We start from the raw sequence: 20107 nt of genomic DNA, 5'->3' as shown, positions 1-20107 counted from the left end.
TCCTTGATGGCTCCAGCATGCCGCAAATGAGCGATGACCAAAAGTTTGGATATAAAAATTCATCCGCGACCCAGCCCTCCATGGAACCCAACTAGGAGCGGGCTGCTCACGCGATAATGTGCACATAAGTATCATTCGATTGGATACACGTTACCGGCTATCGTTACCCAAAGCCCCATTTTCACCACAATCTCCGCTGACCAAACGGTCAACTAAATCACCTTGAAGAGGCGCTCGATCAAAAATTAAATCAGTTATAAAACAGCAGATTAGGTCGAAAAGGCAGCGTACCTTCAGCGCTGATTGCTATTCATTTGGCACACAAATTGTTCCTCGAAAATCGTAATACAAATATTGTATGCAATCTTTGTATGCAGCGCAGACCAGGCGCTGACAGCGGTCCCAACTCTCAAGTCCAACAATAATTTGCTGCAGCACCATAGGCGCTGCAGCAGGAGCCCGGGGAACATGCAATTGGATACTTCCAAACCTCTGGATACCGCGTACCTGTCACCTGACCCTGCTGTAACCGCGCAGGTCTCGGGGCACAGCAGTCTGAGCCCGAAACTGCACAACGCCGATCTTGCGCCAACCAAGGCTGCCGGCCGACGCTGGGGTGGCTACAGCATTTTCGCCTTGTGGACCAACGATGTGCACAACATCGCCAACTACTCCTTTGCCATGGGCCTGTTCGCGCTCGGTCTGTCCGGTTGGCAGATTCTCGCTGCCTTGGCGGTAGGTGCGGCGCTGGTGTACTTCTTCATGAACCTGTCCGGCTATATGGGGCAGAAGACCGGCGTGCCGTTTCCGGTCATCAGCCGCATGAGCTTCGGGATTTACGGCGCACAATTGCCGGCGATCATCCGTGCGGTGATTGCCATCGCCTGGTTCGGCATTCAGACATACCTGGCTTCAGTGGTTCTGAGGGTGTTGCTGGTGGCGGTCTGGCCGCAATTGGCAAGCTTCGATCACAACGCCATCCTTGGCCTTTCAACCCTGGGCTGGGCCAGTTTTGTCGCGATCTGGTTTGTGCAGTTGGTGATCCTCACCTTCGGCATGGAGATGGTGCGCAAATACGAGTCCTTTGCCGGCCCGGTAATTCTCTCGACCGTCCTGGTGCTGGCAGTGTGGATGTACCTGCGCGTGGATGGCAATTTGGCCTGGTCGGTGGGCGAGCCGCTGACTGGTGCGAAAATGTGGACGCAGATCTTTGCCGGCGGCGCCTTGTGGTTGGCCATCTATGGCACGCTGATTCTCAACTTCTGCGACTTTGCACGCTCCTCGCCATGCCGCAAAACCATTCGCGTGGGCAACTTCTGGGGCCTGCCGGTGAACATTCTGGTGTTTGCGGTCATCAGCTTCGTGTTGTCCGGAGCGCAGTTCAGCATCGACGGCACCGTCATCGATAGCCCCACGCAGATCATTGCGGCCATCCCCGACAAGACCTTCCTGGTGCTCGGTTGCCTGGCGTTTCTCATCGTCACCGTGGCGGTGAACATCATGGCCAACTTTGTCGCCCCGGCCTTTGTGCTTTCGAGCCTGGCACCCAGCCGCTTGAACTTTCGCAGCGCCGGTCTGATCAGTGCCACCTTGGCGGTGCTGATCCTGCCCTGGAACCTCTACAACAGCCCGCTGGTGATCGTGTACTTCCTTTCCGGCCTGGGTGCGCTGCTAGGCCCGCTGTACGGAATCATCATGGTCGACTACTGGCTGATCCGCAAAGCCCAGGTGCATGTCCCGGATCTCTACAGTGAAGCGGTAACCGGCACCTACCACTACACCCGCGGAATCAACTACAAGGCCATCGCGGCCCTGGTGCCCTCGGCAATTGCAGCGGTGCTGCTGGCCCTGGTTCCGGCATTCAGCGATCTGACGCCGTTCTCCTGGCTGTTCGGCGCGGCAATTGCCGGTGGCGTGTACTACCTGATCTCCGATCGCAAACAACATTACGTGGACTGTTCCGGCGAGCACTTCGCCGTCGACAGCGCCCAGCACTAAGCGTGTAGAACAAGGAAACGACTCATGAGAATACTGGTAGTCAACGTCAACACCACGGTGTCGATCACTGAGGCCATTGCCCGCCAGGCACGCAGCGTGGCCTCGCCAGGCACCGAGATTGTCGGCCTGACCCCACGCTTTGGCGCCGAGTCGGTGGAAGGCAATTTCGAGAGTTACCTGGCGGCTATTGCCGTCATGGAGCGGGTGCTCAGCTATGACCAGCCTTATGATGCGGTGATCCAGGCCGGCTACGGGGAGCATGGCCGAGAAGGTTTGCAAGAGCTGCTCAATGTACCGGTGGTGGACATTACCGAAGCGGCCGCCAGCGTGGCCATGCTGCTGGGGCACCGCTACTCGGTGGTCACCACCCTGGATCGCACCGTGCCGCTGATTGAAGACCGTTTGAAACTGGCCGGGCTGGACAGTCGCTGCGCCTCGGTTCGGGCCAGTGGGCTTGCGGTGCTGGAGCTGGAGGAAGATCCCGAGCGGGCCATCGAGGCTGTGGTGGGGCAGGCGGAGGCTGCGGTGCAGTTCGACAAGGCTGAAGTGATCTGCCTGGGTTGCGGCGGCATGGTCGGCCTTGATGAGCGCATTCAGGCGCGCACGGGGGTGCCGGTAGTTGATGGCGTCACGGCTGCAGTGGCGCTGGCTGAGTCGCTGGTACGCCTGAAGCTGAGCACTTCCAAGGTCCGCACCTATGCACCACCGCGGCCAAAACAGATTCTTGGCTGGCCACGGGCCTTGCTCGGCTGATCGTTAAACACCCTATGCCAATACCCCTTGCACAGGGGTATTGGCATTTCTATCAGCGCCGCAACTTGGCGCAGTGATCCTGCGCCGGCTGCGCTGCGGTGTACCACACATAGTCGGCGCTTTCGGCTGTTACCGTCTTGCCGACCTCGGCCAGGATCAACACCTGGTTTCCTTCGCCGGCACCCAGATCGCTCAAGTGCAGAGGCACACCAAGATCCTTGCGCACGTGGAAGGCACCGGCCAGCAGTAGCGCAGGGGTGGGTGCGGCCAACAGGCTCTCGGCCATGCGCCGGTCGCGCTGTTGTTGCACGGCAAGCATCGCCGGCATCTGTGTTTCGGGCAGCAAGCCGCAATGCGACTCGCGAATATCATCGAGCAACGTCGCTTGCACATTCGCGCGTGTTGACGCGCTGCCTGCCAGCACTGGGCGTTGTTTGTAGATCTGCATGATCTGGGCACGGTCCAGGTTGGCCGAGAGCAGCGGGTAGGGTTGGCGCAGGGCGTAGGTGACGAGTGCGCCGTAGACGCTCCAGTCCCAGTTGGCCTGCCAGGCAAGTGCCTGGAACGCATCGCTCGGCGGTTGACCGGCACGGGTCGAGGCTTGCGCGGCATTGACCTTGTCCTGCTGGTTGGGGTTAAGCATTTCCAGCAACAGGCTGCCTTGTGGACGTTGCTTGGCCAGTTCGCGCAGCAACCACAATTGCAGGGCATGGTGATCAGGGTTGTCGTGTTGCTCTCCAACCAGCACCCGTGGCGCCGCGGCCAGGCGCTCAACCAGTTGTTGCGGGGTCAGGCTGCGACCCGTGGCCAGCTCGCGGATAACCCCCAGTTCGGCGTGGTCACGTCCCTGTGGCGCAATAGGTGCCGGAGGTGGCGCTGTGTATGGGGACTGGCAGGCCGCCAGCAGGCTGACAAGACAAAGCAATAGCAGGCGCATCGGGATTCCTTGCGAGGTAATGAGGTTTCAGCGCGCGATGATCAAAGGATGGCCGCGTTCCGGGTGCTGATGAATCAGGACTTGCAGCCCATAGACCGCCGCCAGTGCATCTGCCGTAAGGACTTCGGCCGGAGGGCCGTAGGCGTGGGGCTGGCCGTCCTGCAGCAACAGCAGCTGATCGCAGTAGCGAGCAGCCAGGTTGAGATCGTGAAGAATCACCATTACCGCGGCACCACGCTCGGCGAAATCGCGCACCGCTTGCAAAATGGTGTGCTGATGCAGCGGGTCGAGCATCGAGGTCGGTTCGTCGAGCAGCAGCGTCTGTCCCTCGCCACCTGGCCAGAGCTGAGCCAATACGCGCGCCAGATGAACGCGCTGACGCTCGCCACCGGAGAGTGCAAGGTAGCTGCGCTCGGCCAGGTGCAGGGCATCGGCGGCACGCAGTGCTTGCGAGACGATTTCGCCATCACGCACCCGGCCGCTGGCATGCGGCAGGCGACCCATGCCAACCACCTCGTTGACGGTGAAGGCGAAGTTCAGGCTCGAACTTTGCGGCAGCACGGCCAGGCGTTTGGCTCGCTCCTGGCCCGGCCAGTCGGCCAGCTTGCGCTGATCCAGGCTGACGTGGCCGTCGCTGATCGGCAACTCGCCACACAGGGCTGCGAGCAAAGTGCTCTTGCCGGCGCCGTTGGGCCCAAGGACCCCCAGCACTTCACCGGGATGCAATTGCACAGCAATGTTGGCCAACACCGTGCGATGCCCGCGGCGTACCAGCAGGTTGTCTGCTTCAAGCATCAGGTACGCCCTCGTACGAGTAGGAAGAGGAAGAACGGCGCGCCAATCAGCGCGGTAACAATGCCAATCGGCAGTTCAGCGGGTGCCAGCAGCAGGCGGGCGATCAGGTCGGCCAATAGCAACAGGCCGGCGCCTGCCAATAGCGAGGCCGGCAGCAGCACCCGATGATCCGGACCCACCAGCAGGCGCATCAGGTGCGGAACCACCAGGCCGATAAAACCGATCAAGCCCGCCGCGGCCACAGCCGCGCCAACACCCAGGGCAGTACATAGCACCAGTTCCAGTTTGATCCGCTCGACATCGAAGCCCAGGTGACGGGCTTCAGATTCGCCCAGCAGCAGCGCATTGAGTGCTGCCGCTCGGCGCGGCAGCCAGAGGGCCACACCCACCGCGACAATCAGCAACGGCCACAAGCGCTGATAGCTGGCACCGTTTAGGCTGCCCAGGTTCCAGAAGGTCAGGGTGCGCAGGGTGGCGTCATCGGCCAGGTAGGTGAACAGCCCGACACCGGCGCCGGCCATGGCCGTCATTGCCACACCTGCCAGCAACATGGTGGCAACGTTGGTCTGGCCGTTGCTGCGACCGAAGCGATACACCACGAAGGTAACGATCAGGCCGCCGACGAAGGCGCACACCGAGAGGATGTAAGGCTCGATGGCCGCCGGCAGTCCGCCGACCATGCTGCCACCGACAATCGCAATGGCCGCTCCCAGCGCCGCACCGCCAGACACCCCAACCAGTCCGGGGTCGGCCAAGGGGTTGCGAAACAACCCCTGCATGGCCACCCCGGACAATGCCAGCACCGCACCTACGGCAATGCCGAGCAACGTGCGCGGCATGCGGATCTGCCCGAGGATCAAATCCGCCTGTTGCGTGGTATCGCCTTCCAGCGTAAGGCCAAGCAGACGCAGCCCGGCCTTGAGTGTTTCGCCCAGCGGCAGGCTGACCGGCCCGAGGGCCAGCGACAGCCAGATCACTACCAGCAACGACAAACCCAGGGCAAACAACATCGGACGCGGCCGGACAATGGCCGTCATTGGCTAGCCTCGGCACTTAGCGCCTTGTCATTGGGGTAGAAAGCTGCGGTCAACGTCTTCAGCGCATCCGGCACGCGCGGGCCCAGGCCGCCGACCAACAAGGTCGGGTCAAGCACCAGTACCCGACCGTCACGACCGGCCTGGGTGGTTGCCAGTGTCGGGTTCTGCTCAAGCAACGCGTCACGTGCGGCATCACCTTGCAGGCGGCTGCCGGCCAGAATAATCACCTGCGGGTCGAGCGCCAGCATGGCTTCGCTGGACACTGGCTTGTAGCCAATGTGTTCGCCCAGGCTTTTACCTCCCGCCTGCTCGATCATCCAGGCTGCCAGCGTGTCCTTGCCGGCCACTTGCAGGTTGCCGCCGGAATGGCTGAGCAGCATCAGCACGCGTGGGGCAGGGTTTTGCTGTTGTGCGTGCTTGACTACTGCTGCCTGTTGTTGCAGGCGTTGCTGGTAGTCAGTGAACAAATTTTGCGCCTGAGGCTGCGCTCCGAGCAGTTGGCCCAGCGTCGTCAGGTTGTGTTGCAGGGCGGGCAACTCGGCTTTGGCCGACAACAGTTCAATGCGCACACCGGCTGCCTTGAGCTGTTCCAGAACCGGTGGCGGCCCCATTTCGCTACTGCCGACGAGGATGTCCGGGCGCAGGGCCAGAATACCTTCGGCTGCAAGCTGACGCTGATAGCCGACGCCGGGCAGTGTGTGCAGCGAGCGCGGGTATTGGCTGGTGCTGTCGACCCCCACCAGCTTGCTTTCGCCGCCCAAGGAAACCACCCATTCACTAAAGGCACCACCGGCGCTGACCCAGCGCTGGGGCAAGGCTTCACTGGCGCTGACAAGCTGGCTGAAGAGCACGCCAGCGCAGGCCAGGAGGATTTTCTTACGCATCAAAGTTATTCCTCAGGCGGTCATTGGAGTCGCAAGTTCTGCCAGAGTACGCCAGTCGTCACGCTCAGGCACACCCGGTTTACGCACACCAAACAGTTGGATAACCAGTTCACCATCGGCATCGAAGCCTTCGTAGCTGGTGACGATGCCGTCCACGCTTGGCTTGCGTACACGCCACAGTTCGGTCACACCGCTGGTTTTCAGATGCAGGTTGAAAGCCGGGTCGAGGACATTGAACCAGGTGTCCATCCAGCGCAGGTTAGTGACGGGGCCTGAGTGAATCTGGATACAGTGTTTGTTGCCGACGAAAACCATGATCGGCACTTCGCGCTTACCCGCTTCTTCGATGAGCTGGGTCAGTTCGACGGGGGCCAGACGTTCGGCCCATTGCGGTCCGGCCAGGCGCAAAGCCTGGGTACGCACCACGTCATTGCGCTTGAGCAAGCCGAAGAAATCATGCGTGTCCTGAAGTTTCGACCACTCGCTGCGCAGGGTTTCGGCGTCAACCTCGGCATCCGCACGTGCGGCCTTGACGGCAGGCAGGGGTTGCAGGTCCAGCTCCGAGCTTTGCTCGTCGGCGCGATATCGCTCCACCAGCGGTGCCCAGGCGGATACTTCACTGGTGTCGGTGAGAAACACCTTGTGCACGGCGGTGCCTTGGCGGTCGAAGACCTGGATGCTGCGTTGCGGTCCGCGGGCGGTGGCTTCGTCGACCGCGAACACGCTGGCCCAGCCGCTGAGGAACAGGCGCAGGTCGATATCCGGCGACAGCACCATGCCCATCTGGCCGCTGCCCATGATGGTTACTTCGTGATAAACACCCTTGCGCTCGTGTACGCAGTGTTCATTGCGGGTCAGCGCCATGATGTAACCCAGTTCGCCCAGTGCAGGCAGCAAGGTCTTCCATTCCGGGCGCAGGCGTACGGTATCGACGCCCAGGCGGCTGGCGGTCAGTTCAGCCTCGCTGACGCCAAGCTTGTTCGCTGCATCTCGGGCACGCAGGCCCGATTGCTCGGTGCGCAACTGTTGCCATTGCTGATACAGCTCAGGGCCGGCAGCCAAGGCGAGAGTAGGGGCGGTCATGGTTAACTCCTCAGGGTCATCGATTCGCCGTCAGGGCGAATTCTATTGGTATTTCGACGCGGCTGGGCACGGTCCGGCCATCAACAACTTCTGGGCGGAAGCGCCATTTGGTTACGGCTTCAAGTGCTGCCTGATCAAGGCTTTCAATGCCTGATGAACGTACCAGGGTGAGCTTGAGCTGGTTGCCGCGCTCATCGAGGCTCACCTCGACGCGCACAATCCCTTGCTGGTTGCGGCGTCGTGCTTGCGACGGGTAGCGCGGGGGCGGTGGCGGGCTGACAAAACTGGGACGCAGGCTGACAACCGGAGCCAGCGGCGCTGGGCTCGCCACCGTGCTGGCAGGTGCAGGGGCACTCTTGCCTATGGCAGTTGGACGCGATGGCGGCGGCGCAGGTGCGCTCTCTGAACGGGCCGGGCGTGGCTCGCCAAGGGGGTTGGAGCGTGCTGGTGGCACCGATTTGACAATTGCAGGCTGTGAATGGGGCGTCACCGCCTTGGGCGGAGTGGCTTTTGCCGCAGGCTTCACTGCGGTCTCCGCTAGCGGAGACGTTGCGACTGGCTGCGATGCAGGGCGTACAGGCTCTGTTGCCAGGGGCGGGGCCGCCTGGGCGAGGCTCACCAGTTGAATTGTGATGGGTACTTGCCAGGCCAGTGCCTGGGGTTTAACCCGAAACGCATGCAGCAGCCAACCTACGCCCGCGTGCAGCGCAATGGACAACATCAGGTAGCTGGCAAGGCGCTTCATGCACGATCGTTCTTATAAGATTGAATGCACATGGTAATAATTTGCATTTACAAGTCAAGCTGGTTATCTTCGCGCCGCTGCCAAAACAACCACTCGGTGAGTAGCCATGCACAGAATGTGGTCATCGCCGGGCTCATAACAAAACATATGCCAGTCAGCTGCAGCGGCTCGTGCAGGGCGCCTTGAGGCCGCCAGCGCGTGATCGTGGCTGACGTTCAGGAGTCCAGTCAGATGTCGATCCGCCCGCCATTTCCCCAGCGTTCCTGGCTTGCCTTGCTGCTGCTATCGCCATCGCTGGCCCTGGCTGCCGAGCCGGTTACTCAATTCGATACAGTCAGCGTGACCGCCACGCGCACCGAGCAAACATTGCTGCAGGTGCCCAGTACGGTGTCGGTGCACGACGAGCGTGAAATCGATCAGCACAACGACAAGAACCTCAAGGATCTAGTGCGCTACGAGCCGGGCGTTTCGGTGAGTGGTACCGGTAGTCGCTTCGGTCTGTCGGGGGCCAATATCCGCGGTATCGATGGCAACCGTGTGCTCACCCAGGTCGATGGTGTTCGGGTACCGCAAAGCAACTTCTTCAGTCCGTTCCAGGATGTGCGCAGTAATTACGTCGACCTCGACACCATCAAGCAGGTAGAAATCATTCGTGGGCCGGCGTCTTCGTTGTACGGCAGCGACGCCATTGGCGGTGCGGTCAGCTTCCTGACCAAGGATGCCGCTGATTATCTGGAAGCGGGTGATGACACCTACGCCCGCTTCAAGACCGGCTACGACGGCAGTGATGACAGCTGGCAGCGCAGCGCCACCTTCGCCGGGCGTACCGGTCCGGTAGACGGCTTGCTGCATCTGGGGCGCCGTGACGGTCAGTCCACCGACACCTGGGGCGGCAACGGCGGTGTTGGTAGCTCGCGTGAAGAAGCCAACCCGCTTGATTACACCACCGAAAACCTGTTGGCAAAACTGGGCTGGGACTATGCCGATGGCGATCGCCTGCAGTTCACTTACGAGCGTTATCAGGACGACGCTAACAGCAACCTGCTCAGCGACATCACCTCACGGGCGACTTTTACCAGCCCGGCTATTCTCGGTTCGCAATCGAAGGACAGCATCGATCGTGACCGCTACAGCCTTGAGCACACCCTGAGCCTGAACAGCTTGCTGGCAGACCAGTTGAAATGGCAGCTCAACTATCAGGAAAGCTTCAACAAGCAGCAAACCCTGCAGCAACGCCAAACTGCTACCGGGGTTGATCGGGTACGTTCGCGTGACTCGCAATACCAAGAGCGCCTGTGGAGCCTGAACACCCAGGCAGACAAACAGTTCGCGATGGGTGATACCCGTCACCACATGATTTACGGGGCCGAGCTCAAACGTATCGAGGCCAGCAACCTGCGCAAAGGCAGCGAGGTGCGCCTCGACACCGGCGCTACGGTACCGGCCACCGAGAACTTCCCGGTCAGCGACTTCCCGGATCCGACCAGTGAGTCCTTGGGCCTGTTCGTGCAGGACAGCATCAAGATGGGACGCTGGACCTTGTTGCCAGGCCTGCGTTACGACTACTACCGCCAGACCCCACACGTTACCGACGAATTCCTCAACGGGCTGCCGGCCGAAACCGATCCATCGCGCATTACTGATGATCATATTTCGCCAAAGTTTGCGGTCACCTATCAACTGACCGAGCATGAAAGCGTCTACGGTCAGTACGCCGCCGGCTTCCGCGCGCCAAGCCCGGTGAACATGTACGGTGAGTTCAGTAACCCGCAGTTCGGTTATCAGCAGATCGGCAATCCGGACCTCAAGCCGGAAACCAGCGACAGCTATGAATTTGGCCTGCGTGGGCGTTACGACCTGGGCAGCTTCGGTGTGGCGCTGTTCTACAACAAGTACAAAGACTTCATCGCCACCGACACCGTACCGGATCCCAATGGCACCGGTCTGTTGACCTTCCAGCCACGTAACCTGGGCAAGGTCACCATTCGCGGTGCCGAAGCCAAAGGGGATATCAAGCTCGATGCATTCATGCCCGCGGGTACGCGTGCTCTGGGTTCGATTGCCTATGCCCGTGGCAAGGATGAGGAAAGCGGTCAGGCGCTCAACAGTGTCGACCCGCTCAAGGCTGTCATTGGTCTGGGCTACGATGCCCCGAGCGGTATCTACGGTGGCCAGTTGACGTGGACCCTGGTCAAGGCCAAAGACCGCGTTGACCACACTGGCGATGCCGAACTGCTGATCGATCGCCAGTTCGAAACCCCAGGCTACGGCGTACTTGACCTCAATGCCTGGTGGCAAGTGACTGAACAGGTGTCGATCAACGGCGGCCTGTTCAACGTGACCGACAAGCAGTACTGGAACTGGGGTGACGTTCAGGGCCGTGACGAAGACGCCACCAGCCTCGGCCGTTTGACCCAGCCGGGGCGTTATGCAGCAGTCAACGTGATCTGGGAAATCTGACGGCGTTAATCGTCATCATCGTCATCATCCCGGTCGCGGCGGCGGTCGTTGTCGTAGTATCGATAACGGTCGTCGTCGCGATAGCGCTTGTTGTACTTGCGATGGTCGCGATCATCGCGGTCGCCATCCCAGTCGCGAGAATAGCGGTGGTCGCGGTCGTGGCGATGATCGTCGCGGTCGTAATCGTGGTAGTAGCAGCCAGAGCTGGCCAGTACGGTGGTAATAACGGCAAATCGGGTAAAAAATTTCAGCACTGTGGTTCCTTGATCCGCACAGCGGTAGAGAGGGTACAGGCTCAGACCATCATTTCGGTTTTTAGTTTGCGCGCAAAAAAAAGGCTCACACAAGGTGAGCCAAACGTCGTTCTGAAGGGAAGAGCCTTGAAGATAAGGCCGCGCAATTAAGCCAGGGTTAACGCCTCCACCGATCAGTAAACCGGAACCCTCAGCAAATGCTGCCCTCACAGCAATAGGCCTTCCAACAACGGAGCGGCCACGAAGGAGGCATTACATGAGTAACAACACCCGCACCGGCCCTCACTCCTCCGAGCATGCATCCAACCCGCCTGATCTGGGCTTTGACCCTGATTCGCCGGATCTTGCAGATCCGCAAGTCGATCCGATTGGCCCGGCAAAAGCGCCGCACAAACCCAAGCATGACCCCGAGGCGCGTGAAAACGAGTACAGCCCCAACTTCAAGTCGGAGCCCGAAGACAAGCCCAATCGTGATGCCGACATTGATACCGATGGCGGTTAGTCGTTGATTCGCGGCAATTCGATACGCGCCATCAGGCCACCACCCGGTTGATTGCTCAGGGTCAGTTCGCCACCTTGTTCACGAACCGCAGTGCGTGCCGAGGGCAGTCCCAGCCCTACACCGCCGGTGTTGCGGTTGCGTGAGCTTTCAAGACGAAAGAACGGTACGAACACCCGTTCCAGCGCTTCCTGGGGAATTCCCGGGCCACGGTCACTGATATCGATGAACAGGCTGTGGGCGCTGCTGCTCAAGCGGATGGAAGGGGGGTGCGCATACTTGATCGCGTTTTCCAGGAGGTTGGTCACTGCACGTTTCAAGCCCAGCGGCCGGCCAACGTAAACCAGGTTGGTCGGGCCCTGGAAGTCGATGCCAATCTGTTGGTCGCGGTAATCGTCTACCAGCGTTTGCAGCAGTTCGGCCAGGTCGAAAGGCGTGGTGGTTTCCAGGTGGGTTTCGTCGCGAAAAAAGCCCAGCGCGGCATTGATCATGCTCTGCATTTCATCCACATCCCGAAACAGCTTGCGTTGCTGCTCGGCGTCTTCGATGAACTCGCCGCGCAGGCGCATGCGTGTCAGCGGGGCGCGCAGGTCATGGGAGATGGCGGCGAGCATTTGCGTGCGCTCGGCAATGAAATGCTGGATCTGTGCCTGCATGGTGTTGAAGGCGGTGATGGCCTGGCGCAATTCATGCGGACCTTCCAGGCGGATCGGCGGCGCCCGCAGGTCACTGCCAAAACGCTGCGCGGCGCGAGCGAAACGTTGCAGGGGCCCCGCCAGCTGGCGCGTGGCGACCCAGGCCACCAGCAGCGCAGCAATCAGCGCGAGGATACCGATGATGGTAAAGCGCATGCCTGAACTGAGGCCCCAGCTACGGTGGGGCGGGGTGAATGCCAGCCAACTGCCGTCAGCCAATTGCATCACCAGCTTGTAGTGGGCGTCGGGATCGTTGTCGGGCCAGTCGCCGGGTTGAAAACCTTCAACCCGGCGGGGAGGGTTGGCCAGTAATTTTTGCAGTTCCGGCACGGTTGCCAGGTCGATCAGCTCACCGTTACCCGGCAGCGCCAGGGCCGCACGCTGTCGGCTCCACTGCACCTGTAGCAGCGGATTGCTGGCGGTGCTGGCAAGCCGTTCGCGTTGCTCGGCGGGTGCGGCGTCGAGCACACGACTGGTCACGGCAATCTGTTCGATCAGCCCGGTCTGGCTCAGTGGCGGTCGTGCCCAGACCCCGGCCAGTTGCACGAACAGAATGTTCAGCGCCACCGAGATCAACATCGCGGCAATGATGGTCAAGGCGATGCGGCGGCTGATGCCGTCATGGTGCAGGCCCAGGCGGGTCATGAGCGGCTGACCTTGGCATCGAACAGATAGCCGCCATTACGTACAGTGCGAATCAATGCCGGGCGTTTGCTGTCAGGTTCAATCTTGCGTCGCAAACGGCTGACCTGCACGTCGATGCTGCGATCATAGGCCTCATGCCCCTGGCCGCGGGCCAGGTCGATCAACTGCTCGCGGGTGAGAATGCGCTGTGGGTGTTCAAGAAAGACCAGAAGCAAATCGAACTCACCGGCCGACAGCGGCACCATTACGCCTTGTGGTGTGCGCAATTCCCGGCGGGTGACATCCAATTGCCAGTCGTCGAAGCGGATCAGTGGGCGGGTTTCTTCGCTCTGGGCGCGTAGCTGTTCGCCAGCGCGACGTTGCACCGCGCGTAACCGAGCCAATAGCTCGCGTGCGTCGAATGGCTTGCCCACATAGTCGTCGGCGCCTAGTTCCAGGCCGACAATGCGGTCGCTCAGCTCATCCATGGCAGTGAGCATGATGATTGGAATGCCGGTGCTGGTGCGCAACTTCTGGCACAGGTTCAGGCCGCTTTCGCCAGGCAGCATCAGATCGAGAATGATGGTATCCGGGCGCTGCTTTTCGATCGCCGACCACATTGCCGTGCCGTTTGCGGCCAGGTCGACTTCGTAGCCATGCATGACAAAAAACTTCTTCAGCAGGGCACAAATTTCCACGTCGTCATCGACGATCAGCAGTCTGCTCACGGTAAGGTCCAGTGGGGCGTAAAAAGTGCCTATCTAAAACCATTCTGCGGTGTTGGTCATATATTTCAAACCTGCAATAAAGCTGCGGCCGCGACACAAAGCGGACATCAGCCAGCAAAGGCCCTGGGCGATTCTGACGGCAGTCTAAAACAAGGGTAATTTCCATGCCGGCACAACCTCCAATCGACGGCCTTGACTGCAGCCAATCCCTGACCCTCGACCTGCGCACCCAGGACCTGTGGCGCAATGCCTTGCTCAGCTACCAGGACTCGCGCCTTGGCCTTGGCAGTGACGGTACGCACATGATTCTGAGCCACTACTTCGAGCGTTACAGCCCAGCCAACAGCCAGTGGATGGAGTACAGCTACAAGGTGTCTCTAACCGAATTGGTGCACTGGATCATGGCCAACGGTCAACTGCACGTCGACCGCTCGGGCACGGCGCCCAAGGCCGTTCGTCATCAGGCCGGGAGCCCTCGCCATGCGTAATCATCTGTTTGCACCGGTGTTGTGCCTGTCGCTACTGGTGGTTGGGTGCAGCCAGACCCGTGTATCGCCCAAGGAGTATTCCGGCTTTCTGCGCAATTACGATCAGTTGAGCGAACACAAGACGGCATCCGGCGACTCGGTGCTGCGTTGGGTAAGCCCGAGATTGCAGATGGAGCGCTACACCGAGGTCTATATCGCGCCAAGCCAGTTCTACCCACAACCCAAGGCCAGCGAGCGGATACCCGATTCGACCTTGAAAGCGATAACCACCTATTACGATGCGGCGCTCAAGCGTGAGCTGGGCAAGGTGCTTAACCTGGTCGAACTGCCTGGACCCAACACCCTGATTGTGCGGCCGGCAATTACCTCGGTGGGCGCGCATACCCAGTCATTGCACTTCTATGAGTACCTGCCTGTCACCTTGGTCGCAGCGGGGGTCAGCAGCGCCATTGGCGTTCGCGACCTGGACAGCGTAATCGCCACCGAAGCGGCCTTCCTCGATGGCGGCAGCCGTGCTGTGGTCGCCGAGGTGGTGCGCAAGGGCACCGGCTTGCCGCTGGAAAACGACGATCAGGTCATGACCGCCGAAAACCTCAAACAGGTGCTTGATGGCTGGGCCCAGGATTGGCGCAATGCTGCTGTTACCTTGAAACAGCAAAACGCCGCTGCTTTTACAGGGCAAAAATCCACGGCACCATAAATACGCTGACCACCATCACTAGCAAAGTGAAGGGCACGCCGACTTTGACGAAGTCGGCGAATCGATACTGTCCAGGGCCCAGGACCAACGTGTTTACCGGTGACGAGACCGGCGTCATGAATGCAGCCGATGCCGCCAGGGCCACGATCATCGCGAAGGGGTAGGGCGAGGCGCCCAGCTGTTCAGCAGTACTGATAGCTACCGGGGCCATCAGTACTGCTGTTGCCGTATTTGAAATGAACAAGCCGATGATTGCAGTAATGGCGAACAGGCAGGCAAGGATCATGTAAGGCCCGGCCTCACCCAGCACGCGCACCAGCACCTCCACTGCAATGGCAATACCGCCGGTTTTCTGCAAGGCCAAGGCAAAGGGCAGCATACCGACGATCAATATCAGGCTCTGCCAGTGAATCGCACGGTAAGCGCTGTTCATGTCGATGCAGCGGCCGGCGCCCATCAGCAGGCAAGCAATCAGGGCCGCAATGACGTTAGGCACCACCCCGCTGATCATCAGGCCGACCATCACTGCCAGGCTAATCAGCGCATAAGGTGCCTGGTTCAGTGCCGGGGCGACGTTATCGACTTCGGCCGGCAAGCTCAATACCAGGAAGTCCCGAGGTTGTGCCTGCAGTTGGCGCACGGACTTCCACGGGCCGATCACCAACAGGGTGTCGCCAAGCTTGAGCTTTTCTTCCACCAGTTGTTCTTCAATCGCTGTCTGGCCGCGCCGCAAACCCACCACGTTGAGGTCCCAGCGGCTACGAAAATTCAGCTCCAGCACGCTTTTGCCAATCAGTTGCGAGCCGGGCACCACAGCCACTTCGGCCATGCCCACCGCGTGGGATTGATCGATGAAGTAGGCCGCCTTGAAGTGCAGCGGTTCCAGTTTCATGGTCTGGCACAGGCTGCGCAGATCGTCACGCGGGGCGAACAGGTCGAGCAACAACACATCGTCCTCATGCACGGTGGTGCTGGAATCGGGACTGATCACGCGGGTGGTGAATTTGTGCTGGCGCTCGATGCCGACAACGTTGGCGCCATGCACGGTGCGCAATTTCAATTCGCTCAAGCTGTGGCCGATCAGGGGCGAGTCCGGACGCACCCGCAGACGCCGCTCGCGGCCAGCCAGCTTGTAATCGATGATCAGGTCGAGCAGGGTACGCCGGGTTTGAGGGCTGCCGTCCTTGCGCACTTCACCGCTGAGCCAATGACGGGTCAGCAGCATATAGCCAATGCCCAGCACGAGGATCACCAGGCCAAATGGGGTAAAACTGAAAAAGCTGAAGCCAGTCTCACCATGGCGTACCAGTTCACTGTGCACCACGACGTTGGGCGGGGTGGCGACGAGGCTGAGCATGCCACTGATCAAACCGGCAAAACTCAGCGGCATCATCAGGCGGCTCGGCGATACCTTCATCCGCGCGGCAATGCTCAAAACCACTGGAATGAAAATGGCCACGACGCCAGTGGAACTCATCACCGAACCCAGCCCCGCCACACACACCATCAACAGCACCAGCAGACGCACTTCGCTGTTACCGGCACGATCGGCCATCCACTCGCCAATCCGGTAGGCAATGCCCGTGCGCACCAAGCCTTCACCGATAACGAACAGCGCTGCAATCAACACCACGTTGGGGTCACTGAACCCTGCCAGGGCTTCTTGAACACTGAGAATACCGGTCAGTGGAAGCGCCACGATCACCAGCAGGGCGACCACATCCATGCGTGGCCGATTGGCGATGAACAAGACCACGCTGGTAAACAGCAGGCCAAGCACCCAGAGCAATTCGTGATTCATGCAAACTTCCTGATCCGTGATGGCAAGAGTCTGGCAGAAAGTGCATGACCGTTCATTGATTTGCGTAGGATCGGTCTCTATGGCTGAGGCTGTATTAGCCCGGCACCCTGGTTGCGTACATTGCCTACCGCTTTATCGACTCGGTACCAGGCGAAAGCCTCGGCGGGCTCACCCAGGTTGACCAGCATCTGCTCTGCCTGCGCTTTGTCACACGCAGGGTTCAACCAATCCCTGGCCAACTCTGGCGCGAACACCACCGGGCGGCGGTCATGGATATCGACCATGCCGCCCACACTGTCGGCGGTCACAATGACAAAGCCATCATCCTCGGCCATGCGCCATTGGCCAATGCCAGCGCAGAACGCCGGCAGGCCATCACGGCGGTGGATGTAATAGGGCTGCTTTTTTGCCTGGCCTTCATCGACCCATTCGAACCAGCCATCGACCGGGACCAACAGCCGCTGCCCCCAGATCGCCCGAAAGAAGGGGGAGTGCGCCACTTTCTCGACCCGCGCATTGATCGGTGGCGCCCGATCATGAGCCCAATGCGGGCGCCAACCCCAACGTAGCCAGCGAACTTGCTTGGGTGTGATGACGGCGACGTTGCTACTCGGCGCGACGTTGAAGTGTGCTAATGGCTGCTCGCCTACTTCATTGACCAGGGCACCGGGCATGCTCAGTGCGTCGACGAAGTCGTGGATGCCATGGTACTGGCTGAGTCTTCCACACATGCGCGTTGCCCCTCCTGTATGGAGCTGATGGCAGTCGAGCGTTTACGGGCGGGCAGAATCCGTAGGAATTCACCCATATAGCGAAGGGTTATTGGCGATAACCTCGGGCTTCTTCAACTATAGCCCCCGTCATGTCGAGCTTTATCTGCAAGGAAGCATACAGATGGCAAAGCATATTCTTATCGTCGGGGGTGGGGTTGGCGGCACCATGCTAGCCAACCAGTTGGTCAGCAAACTGTATCCGGAGATACTTCGCGATCAGGTGCGTATCACGCTGCTGTCCAATTGTCCCGATCATTTCTATAAGCCGGCCTTCATGTACGTGGCCTTCGACTTGTTCTTCCAGGAAGAGTTGAAACGCCCGGAGCGGTCGTTGCTGCGTCCGGAAATCGACTTTCAGGTGCAGGACGCCACGCGTTTCGATTTTGCCGCTCAGGCCGTGCACACCCGTAGCGGCAAACGCTTTGGGTATGACTTTCTGGTGATTGCTACTGGCTGTATCCCGGCCCCTGAGCGTATCGAAGGGCTTGCACAGGGTGGTGATCATTTCTATCAATACCAACCGGCGCGTCAGCTTGCCAAGCGCCTGGCGAGTATCGAGAAAGGACGAATCTTCGTGACAGTGTCCTTTCCGCAAACACCCAACGTGCCGCATCAGTGCGGTATCGCGCCCATTGAAACCACGCTTATGCTCGATGACTATTTGCGTCGCCGGGGTGTACGCGACAACATCGAGATCATCTACACATACCCAACCACCGCACAGCTCCTGCGCAATTGCCTGTTTTTGCAGCGTCCGACCGGAGAGATCCTGCCCGGCATTTTTGCCCAGAAGAACATCAAGTTTCAGCGTGGTTTTACCTTGGCCAAGGTCGATCCGGATCAACGCATCGCCTATTCCGAAGAGGGGGATGCACAGCCGTACGACATCCTCATGGCCACGCCGCCGATCCGCGCGGTGGATGCGGTGCTCGAAAGCGGTGTGTCCCAGGCGGCCAACAATGAAGGCTGGCTGCCGACCAACCACGAGACCTTGCAGGTTTATGGCCTGCACGGGGTGTATGTGATTGGCGATACCGTCGATCTGCCGGTCAGCAAGGCGGGAGGTGCTTGTCACAATCAGGCGCCGGTGATTGCCAACAACATCGCCGGCGAGATTCGTCTGGGTACCACCGTGGCGGTGTATGACGGCAAGGTCCAGGCTGCCGCGCAGATGGGCCTGAACGCGGGCATGCCCCTGACCTACGATTATCGCCATGATGTGTTGCCTACGCCGCCGACCAAGCTCGGCGGCCTGCTGCGCAATGGACTCAACCGTGGCCTGTATTGGGCAGCGGCACGGGGCATGCTATGACCAAGGAGCCGACTCCCATGGAAGTAACCGAGACACTCGCCTTGCAGGCCGAAAATCCAGGGCTCGAGGCGTTGCTGAACAAACTCCAGCCCTTGCTCGATGGCGGTCGCCTGGACAACCTGGTCGACCTGGCGTCGCTGCTGTCCGACCTTGTCGATTTGCTCGATGCGCCGCTGGTAGAAAAGCTCTCGGTGCAATACGAAGAAGCTACGGCGCTGACCTGGAACCTTGGCAATGCCATTCGCCAGGCCAAAGCCCAAACCCGCGAACAACCGACACCGCCCAGCCTCTATGGCTTGCTGTCGATTCTGCGCGATCCGGATACCCGCCAGGGATGTGCCTTGGTGCTGAGAGTATTGAACGCCCTCGGCAAACAGCATTGATCCGCCGCCGGCTTCTGCCGCGCGAGCGTTGATCCGCAGGCAATGCTAAAGTCGGTCTTTTTTCCGACGAGGGTGTGTCATGCGGGTAGTAATGGTGATGGTTGCTGCAGCACTGTTGGCCGGTTGTGCCTCATCGGCCATGGAAGCAGCGCGCACCCAGGCGCCGACCAAAAGCTTTGCCTCGAGCAAGCCTGCCGATCGCGTTGCCGAGTGCATCCAGTTCGGCTGGCAGGACGAAGCGGTGTTCGACGTCGATGCCAGTGGCTACCTGGAGCCGGGCAAACAGGGCGGTTTCACGGTGTACACCCGTGAGGCTGAGTCGTTCGCGGATATCCAGCCGCAAGGCGCCCACACTGCTGTCAGTTACTACGCGAAAAACAACGACAGCGTTGCCCTGCGGCGGATGGCGGCATTGGCCACCTGCCTGTAACCGGTCAGCGGGGCATATAGCCTAGCTGCCAGCGCCGGGGGATTTTCAGCGAAATGAACCCGAGCACGGCAGCGAGCAGAGCGCTGAACAGCAGAGCGCTCAGATCGAAGGCCTGTTCCAGCAGCACGCCAATGATTGCGCCGACGAACATTCCGCTCCAGGGAATCAGTTGCACACGCCAACCTTGCCGGCGCTCTCCCATCAATGCCCGCCCCAGGCCACGGCCAAACCGCGATAGCGCTCCCGTCACGTAGGTGAGGCCGATCGGCAGGCCATTCACTTCCTCGACCACTGCATTGATCATGCCCATGGCGGTGACCGCTGCGATCAGCGCCGGCAGTTGCCAGTCCAGCGGAATCAGGCCGGCCACGGCCAACAGCGCGGCAATGATCAACAGCAGCGGCAACGGGCGGCGGCCACTGATCCGGGCGATTACCACACCCAGGGCGTTGCCCAGAACAAAGGCCAACAGTACCGCGCCGATGCGCAGCACCAGCCCCACTTCACCTTCGCCCAACGAGACGGCCAGGCGCGTGGTGTTGCCGCTCATGAACGAAACAAAATCACCCGTGGCCATGAAGCCGATTGCATCGGTCATGCCGGCCAGGACCGATAGCGCAGCGACAAAATACAAACCGACTTTGCCGCGTAACTTGGCCACTCGTACAGACCGCGCCGAAGCGTAAGTAGAACCTGGCAGCATCCATCAAGCTCCCAATCTAAGTGGA

Annotated in this window: 21 protein-coding genes; 9 read left to right on the top strand and 12 right to left on the bottom strand. The window is 60.2% G+C overall.

Annotated features, from left to right (window positions below; translation table 11 throughout):
- Positions 1 to 468: 468 nt before the first annotated feature.
- Complete coding sequence (locus D3Z90_RS16535; protein ID WP_136477087.1) at positions 469 to 1998, top strand: NCS1 family nucleobase:cation symporter-1; 1530 nt, start codon at positions 469 to 471, stop codon at positions 1996 to 1998.
- 24 nt (positions 1999 to 2022) lie between these two features.
- Positions 2023 to 2751 (top strand): aspartate/glutamate racemase family protein, encoded by a 729-nt coding sequence (locus D3Z90_RS16530; RefSeq protein WP_136477086.1) that lies wholly within the window; start codon positions 2023 to 2025, stop codon positions 2749 to 2751.
- Between the two features lie 52 nt (positions 2752 to 2803).
- Here the strand turns inward: D3Z90_RS16530 and D3Z90_RS16525 are convergent, their stop codons facing one another.
- From D3Z90_RS16525 to D3Z90_RS16500, 6 genes are read right to left on the bottom strand one after another with little or no spacing between them, the layout of a single operon-like run.
- Entirely contained in the window at positions 2804 to 3688 is an 885-nt protein-coding gene (locus D3Z90_RS16525; RefSeq protein ID WP_136477085.1) for a ChaN family lipoprotein, read from the bottom strand.
- A 27-nt stretch (positions 3689 to 3715) separates the two neighbouring features.
- Complete coding sequence (locus D3Z90_RS16520; RefSeq protein ID WP_136477084.1) at positions 3716 to 4483, bottom strand: heme ABC transporter ATP-binding protein; 768 nt, start codon at positions 4481 to 4483, stop codon at positions 3716 to 3718.
- Positions 4483 to 5466, bottom strand: coding sequence for an iron ABC transporter permease (locus D3Z90_RS16515; RefSeq protein ID WP_168198520.1), 984 nt, complete (start codon positions 5464 to 5466; stop codon positions 4483 to 4485). Before D3Z90_RS16515 ends, D3Z90_RS16520 begins: the two co-directional genes overlap by 1 nt.
- A gap of 50 nt (positions 5467 to 5516) precedes the next feature.
- The gene (locus D3Z90_RS16510; protein WP_136477082.1) at positions 5517 to 6404 is read right to left on the bottom strand and encodes a hemin ABC transporter substrate-binding protein; all 888 of its coding nucleotides are present in this window, start codon (positions 6402 to 6404) and stop codon (positions 5517 to 5519) included.
- A gap of 12 nt (positions 6405 to 6416) precedes the next feature.
- Complete coding sequence (locus D3Z90_RS16505; RefSeq protein WP_136477081.1) at positions 6417 to 7487, bottom strand: hemin-degrading factor; 1071 nt, start codon at positions 7485 to 7487, stop codon at positions 6417 to 6419.
- Between the two features lie 16 nt (positions 7488 to 7503).
- A complete protein-coding gene (locus D3Z90_RS16500) occupies positions 7504 to 8232 on the bottom strand; it encodes an energy transducer TonB (protein ID WP_136477080.1) in 729 nt (242 codons plus the stop codon).
- A gap of 231 nt (positions 8233 to 8463) precedes the next feature.
- On the opposite strand from D3Z90_RS16500, the gene D3Z90_RS16495 reads away from it, so the two are divergent.
- On the top strand, positions 8464 to 10692 hold the full coding sequence (locus D3Z90_RS16495) for a TonB-dependent hemoglobin/transferrin/lactoferrin family receptor (RefSeq protein ID WP_136477079.1): 2229 nt from the start codon (positions 8464 to 8466) through the stop codon (positions 10690 to 10692).
- Positions 10693 to 10697: 5 nt separating this feature from the next.
- Here D3Z90_RS16495 and D3Z90_RS16490 read toward each other — a convergent pair whose 3' ends face one another.
- Complete coding sequence (locus D3Z90_RS16490) at positions 10698 to 10946, bottom strand: hypothetical protein (RefSeq protein WP_136477078.1); 249 nt, start codon at positions 10944 to 10946, stop codon at positions 10698 to 10700.
- A 256-nt stretch (positions 10947 to 11202) separates the two neighbouring features.
- On the opposite strand from D3Z90_RS16490, the gene D3Z90_RS16485 reads away from it, so the two are divergent.
- On the top strand, positions 11203 to 11448 hold the full coding sequence (locus D3Z90_RS16485; protein ID WP_136477077.1) for a DUF6021 family protein: 246 nt from the start codon (positions 11203 to 11205) through the stop codon (positions 11446 to 11448).
- Here the strand turns inward: D3Z90_RS16485 and D3Z90_RS16480 are convergent.
- Positions 11445 to 12785 (bottom strand): HAMP domain-containing sensor histidine kinase, encoded by a 1341-nt coding sequence (locus tag D3Z90_RS16480; protein ID WP_136477076.1) that lies wholly within the window; start codon positions 12783 to 12785, stop codon positions 11445 to 11447. The genes D3Z90_RS16485 and D3Z90_RS16480 overlap by 4 nt on opposite strands.
- Entirely contained in the window at positions 12782 to 13492 is a 711-nt protein-coding gene (locus tag D3Z90_RS16475) for a response regulator (RefSeq protein WP_178084190.1), read from the bottom strand. Before D3Z90_RS16475 ends, D3Z90_RS16480 begins: the two co-directional genes overlap by 4 nt.
- Positions 13493 to 13656: 164 nt before the next feature.
- Between D3Z90_RS16475 and D3Z90_RS16470 the strand changes: the two genes are divergently transcribed.
- Both D3Z90_RS16470 and D3Z90_RS16465 read left to right on the top strand, forming a co-directional pair.
- A complete protein-coding gene (locus tag D3Z90_RS16470) occupies positions 13657 to 13980 on the top strand; it encodes a hypothetical protein (RefSeq protein ID WP_136477074.1) in 324 nt (107 codons plus the stop codon).
- Complete coding sequence (locus D3Z90_RS16465) at positions 13973 to 14680, top strand: DUF3313 domain-containing protein (RefSeq protein WP_136477073.1); 708 nt, start codon at positions 13973 to 13975, stop codon at positions 14678 to 14680. Before D3Z90_RS16470 ends, D3Z90_RS16465 begins: the two co-directional genes overlap by 8 nt.
- Here the strand turns inward: D3Z90_RS16465 and D3Z90_RS16460 are convergent.
- The gene (locus D3Z90_RS16460; protein WP_136477072.1) at positions 14652 to 16481 is read right to left on the bottom strand and encodes an SLC13 family permease; all 1830 of its coding nucleotides are present in this window, start codon (positions 16479 to 16481) and stop codon (positions 14652 to 14654) included. The two genes, D3Z90_RS16465 and D3Z90_RS16460, sit on opposite strands and share 29 nt — an antisense overlap.
- Before the next feature lie 77 nt (positions 16482 to 16558).
- Positions 16559 to 17212, bottom strand: coding sequence for an SOS response-associated peptidase (locus D3Z90_RS16455; RefSeq protein ID WP_136477071.1), 654 nt, complete (start codon positions 17210 to 17212; stop codon positions 16559 to 16561).
- Positions 17213 to 17375: 163 nt separating this feature from the next.
- On the opposite strand from D3Z90_RS16455, the gene D3Z90_RS16450 reads away from it, so the two are divergent.
- The 3 genes from D3Z90_RS16450 to D3Z90_RS16440 all read left to right on the top strand — a co-directional run bounded on the left by D3Z90_RS16450 (position 17376) and on the right by D3Z90_RS16440 (position 19379).
- Positions 17376 to 18566: an FAD/NAD(P)-binding oxidoreductase gene (locus tag D3Z90_RS16450; protein WP_136477070.1), complete on the top strand. Its 1191-nt coding sequence runs from the start codon at positions 17376 to 17378 to the stop codon at positions 18564 to 18566.
- Positions 18567 to 18583: 17 nt separating this feature from the next.
- Positions 18584 to 18949, top strand: coding sequence for a DUF1641 domain-containing protein (locus D3Z90_RS16445; protein WP_256658239.1), 366 nt, complete (start codon positions 18584 to 18586; stop codon positions 18947 to 18949).
- 79 nt (positions 18950 to 19028) lie between these two features.
- Positions 19029 to 19379 carry a hypothetical protein gene (locus D3Z90_RS16440; protein ID WP_136477068.1) on the top strand — a complete coding sequence of 117 codons (351 nt, stop codon included), beginning with the start codon at positions 19029 to 19031 and terminating at the stop codon, positions 19377 to 19379.
- Positions 19380 to 19383: 4 nt separating this feature from the next.
- Here the strand turns inward: D3Z90_RS16440 and D3Z90_RS16435 are convergent, their stop codons facing one another.
- Positions 19384 to 20082 (bottom strand): YoaK family protein, encoded by a 699-nt coding sequence (locus D3Z90_RS16435; RefSeq protein ID WP_136477067.1) that lies wholly within the window; start codon positions 20080 to 20082, stop codon positions 19384 to 19386.
- Between the last annotated feature and the right edge of the window lie 25 nt (positions 20083 to 20107).

The sequence above is a fragment of the Pseudomonas sp. DG56-2 genome (assembly GCF_004803755.1).
GTDB lineage: Bacteria > Pseudomonadota > Gammaproteobacteria > Pseudomonadales > Pseudomonadaceae > Aquipseudomonas > Aquipseudomonas auratipiscis.
The sequence above is the reverse complement of the archived record's forward strand: the minus strand, read 5'-3'. Positions and strand labels throughout refer to the sequence as shown.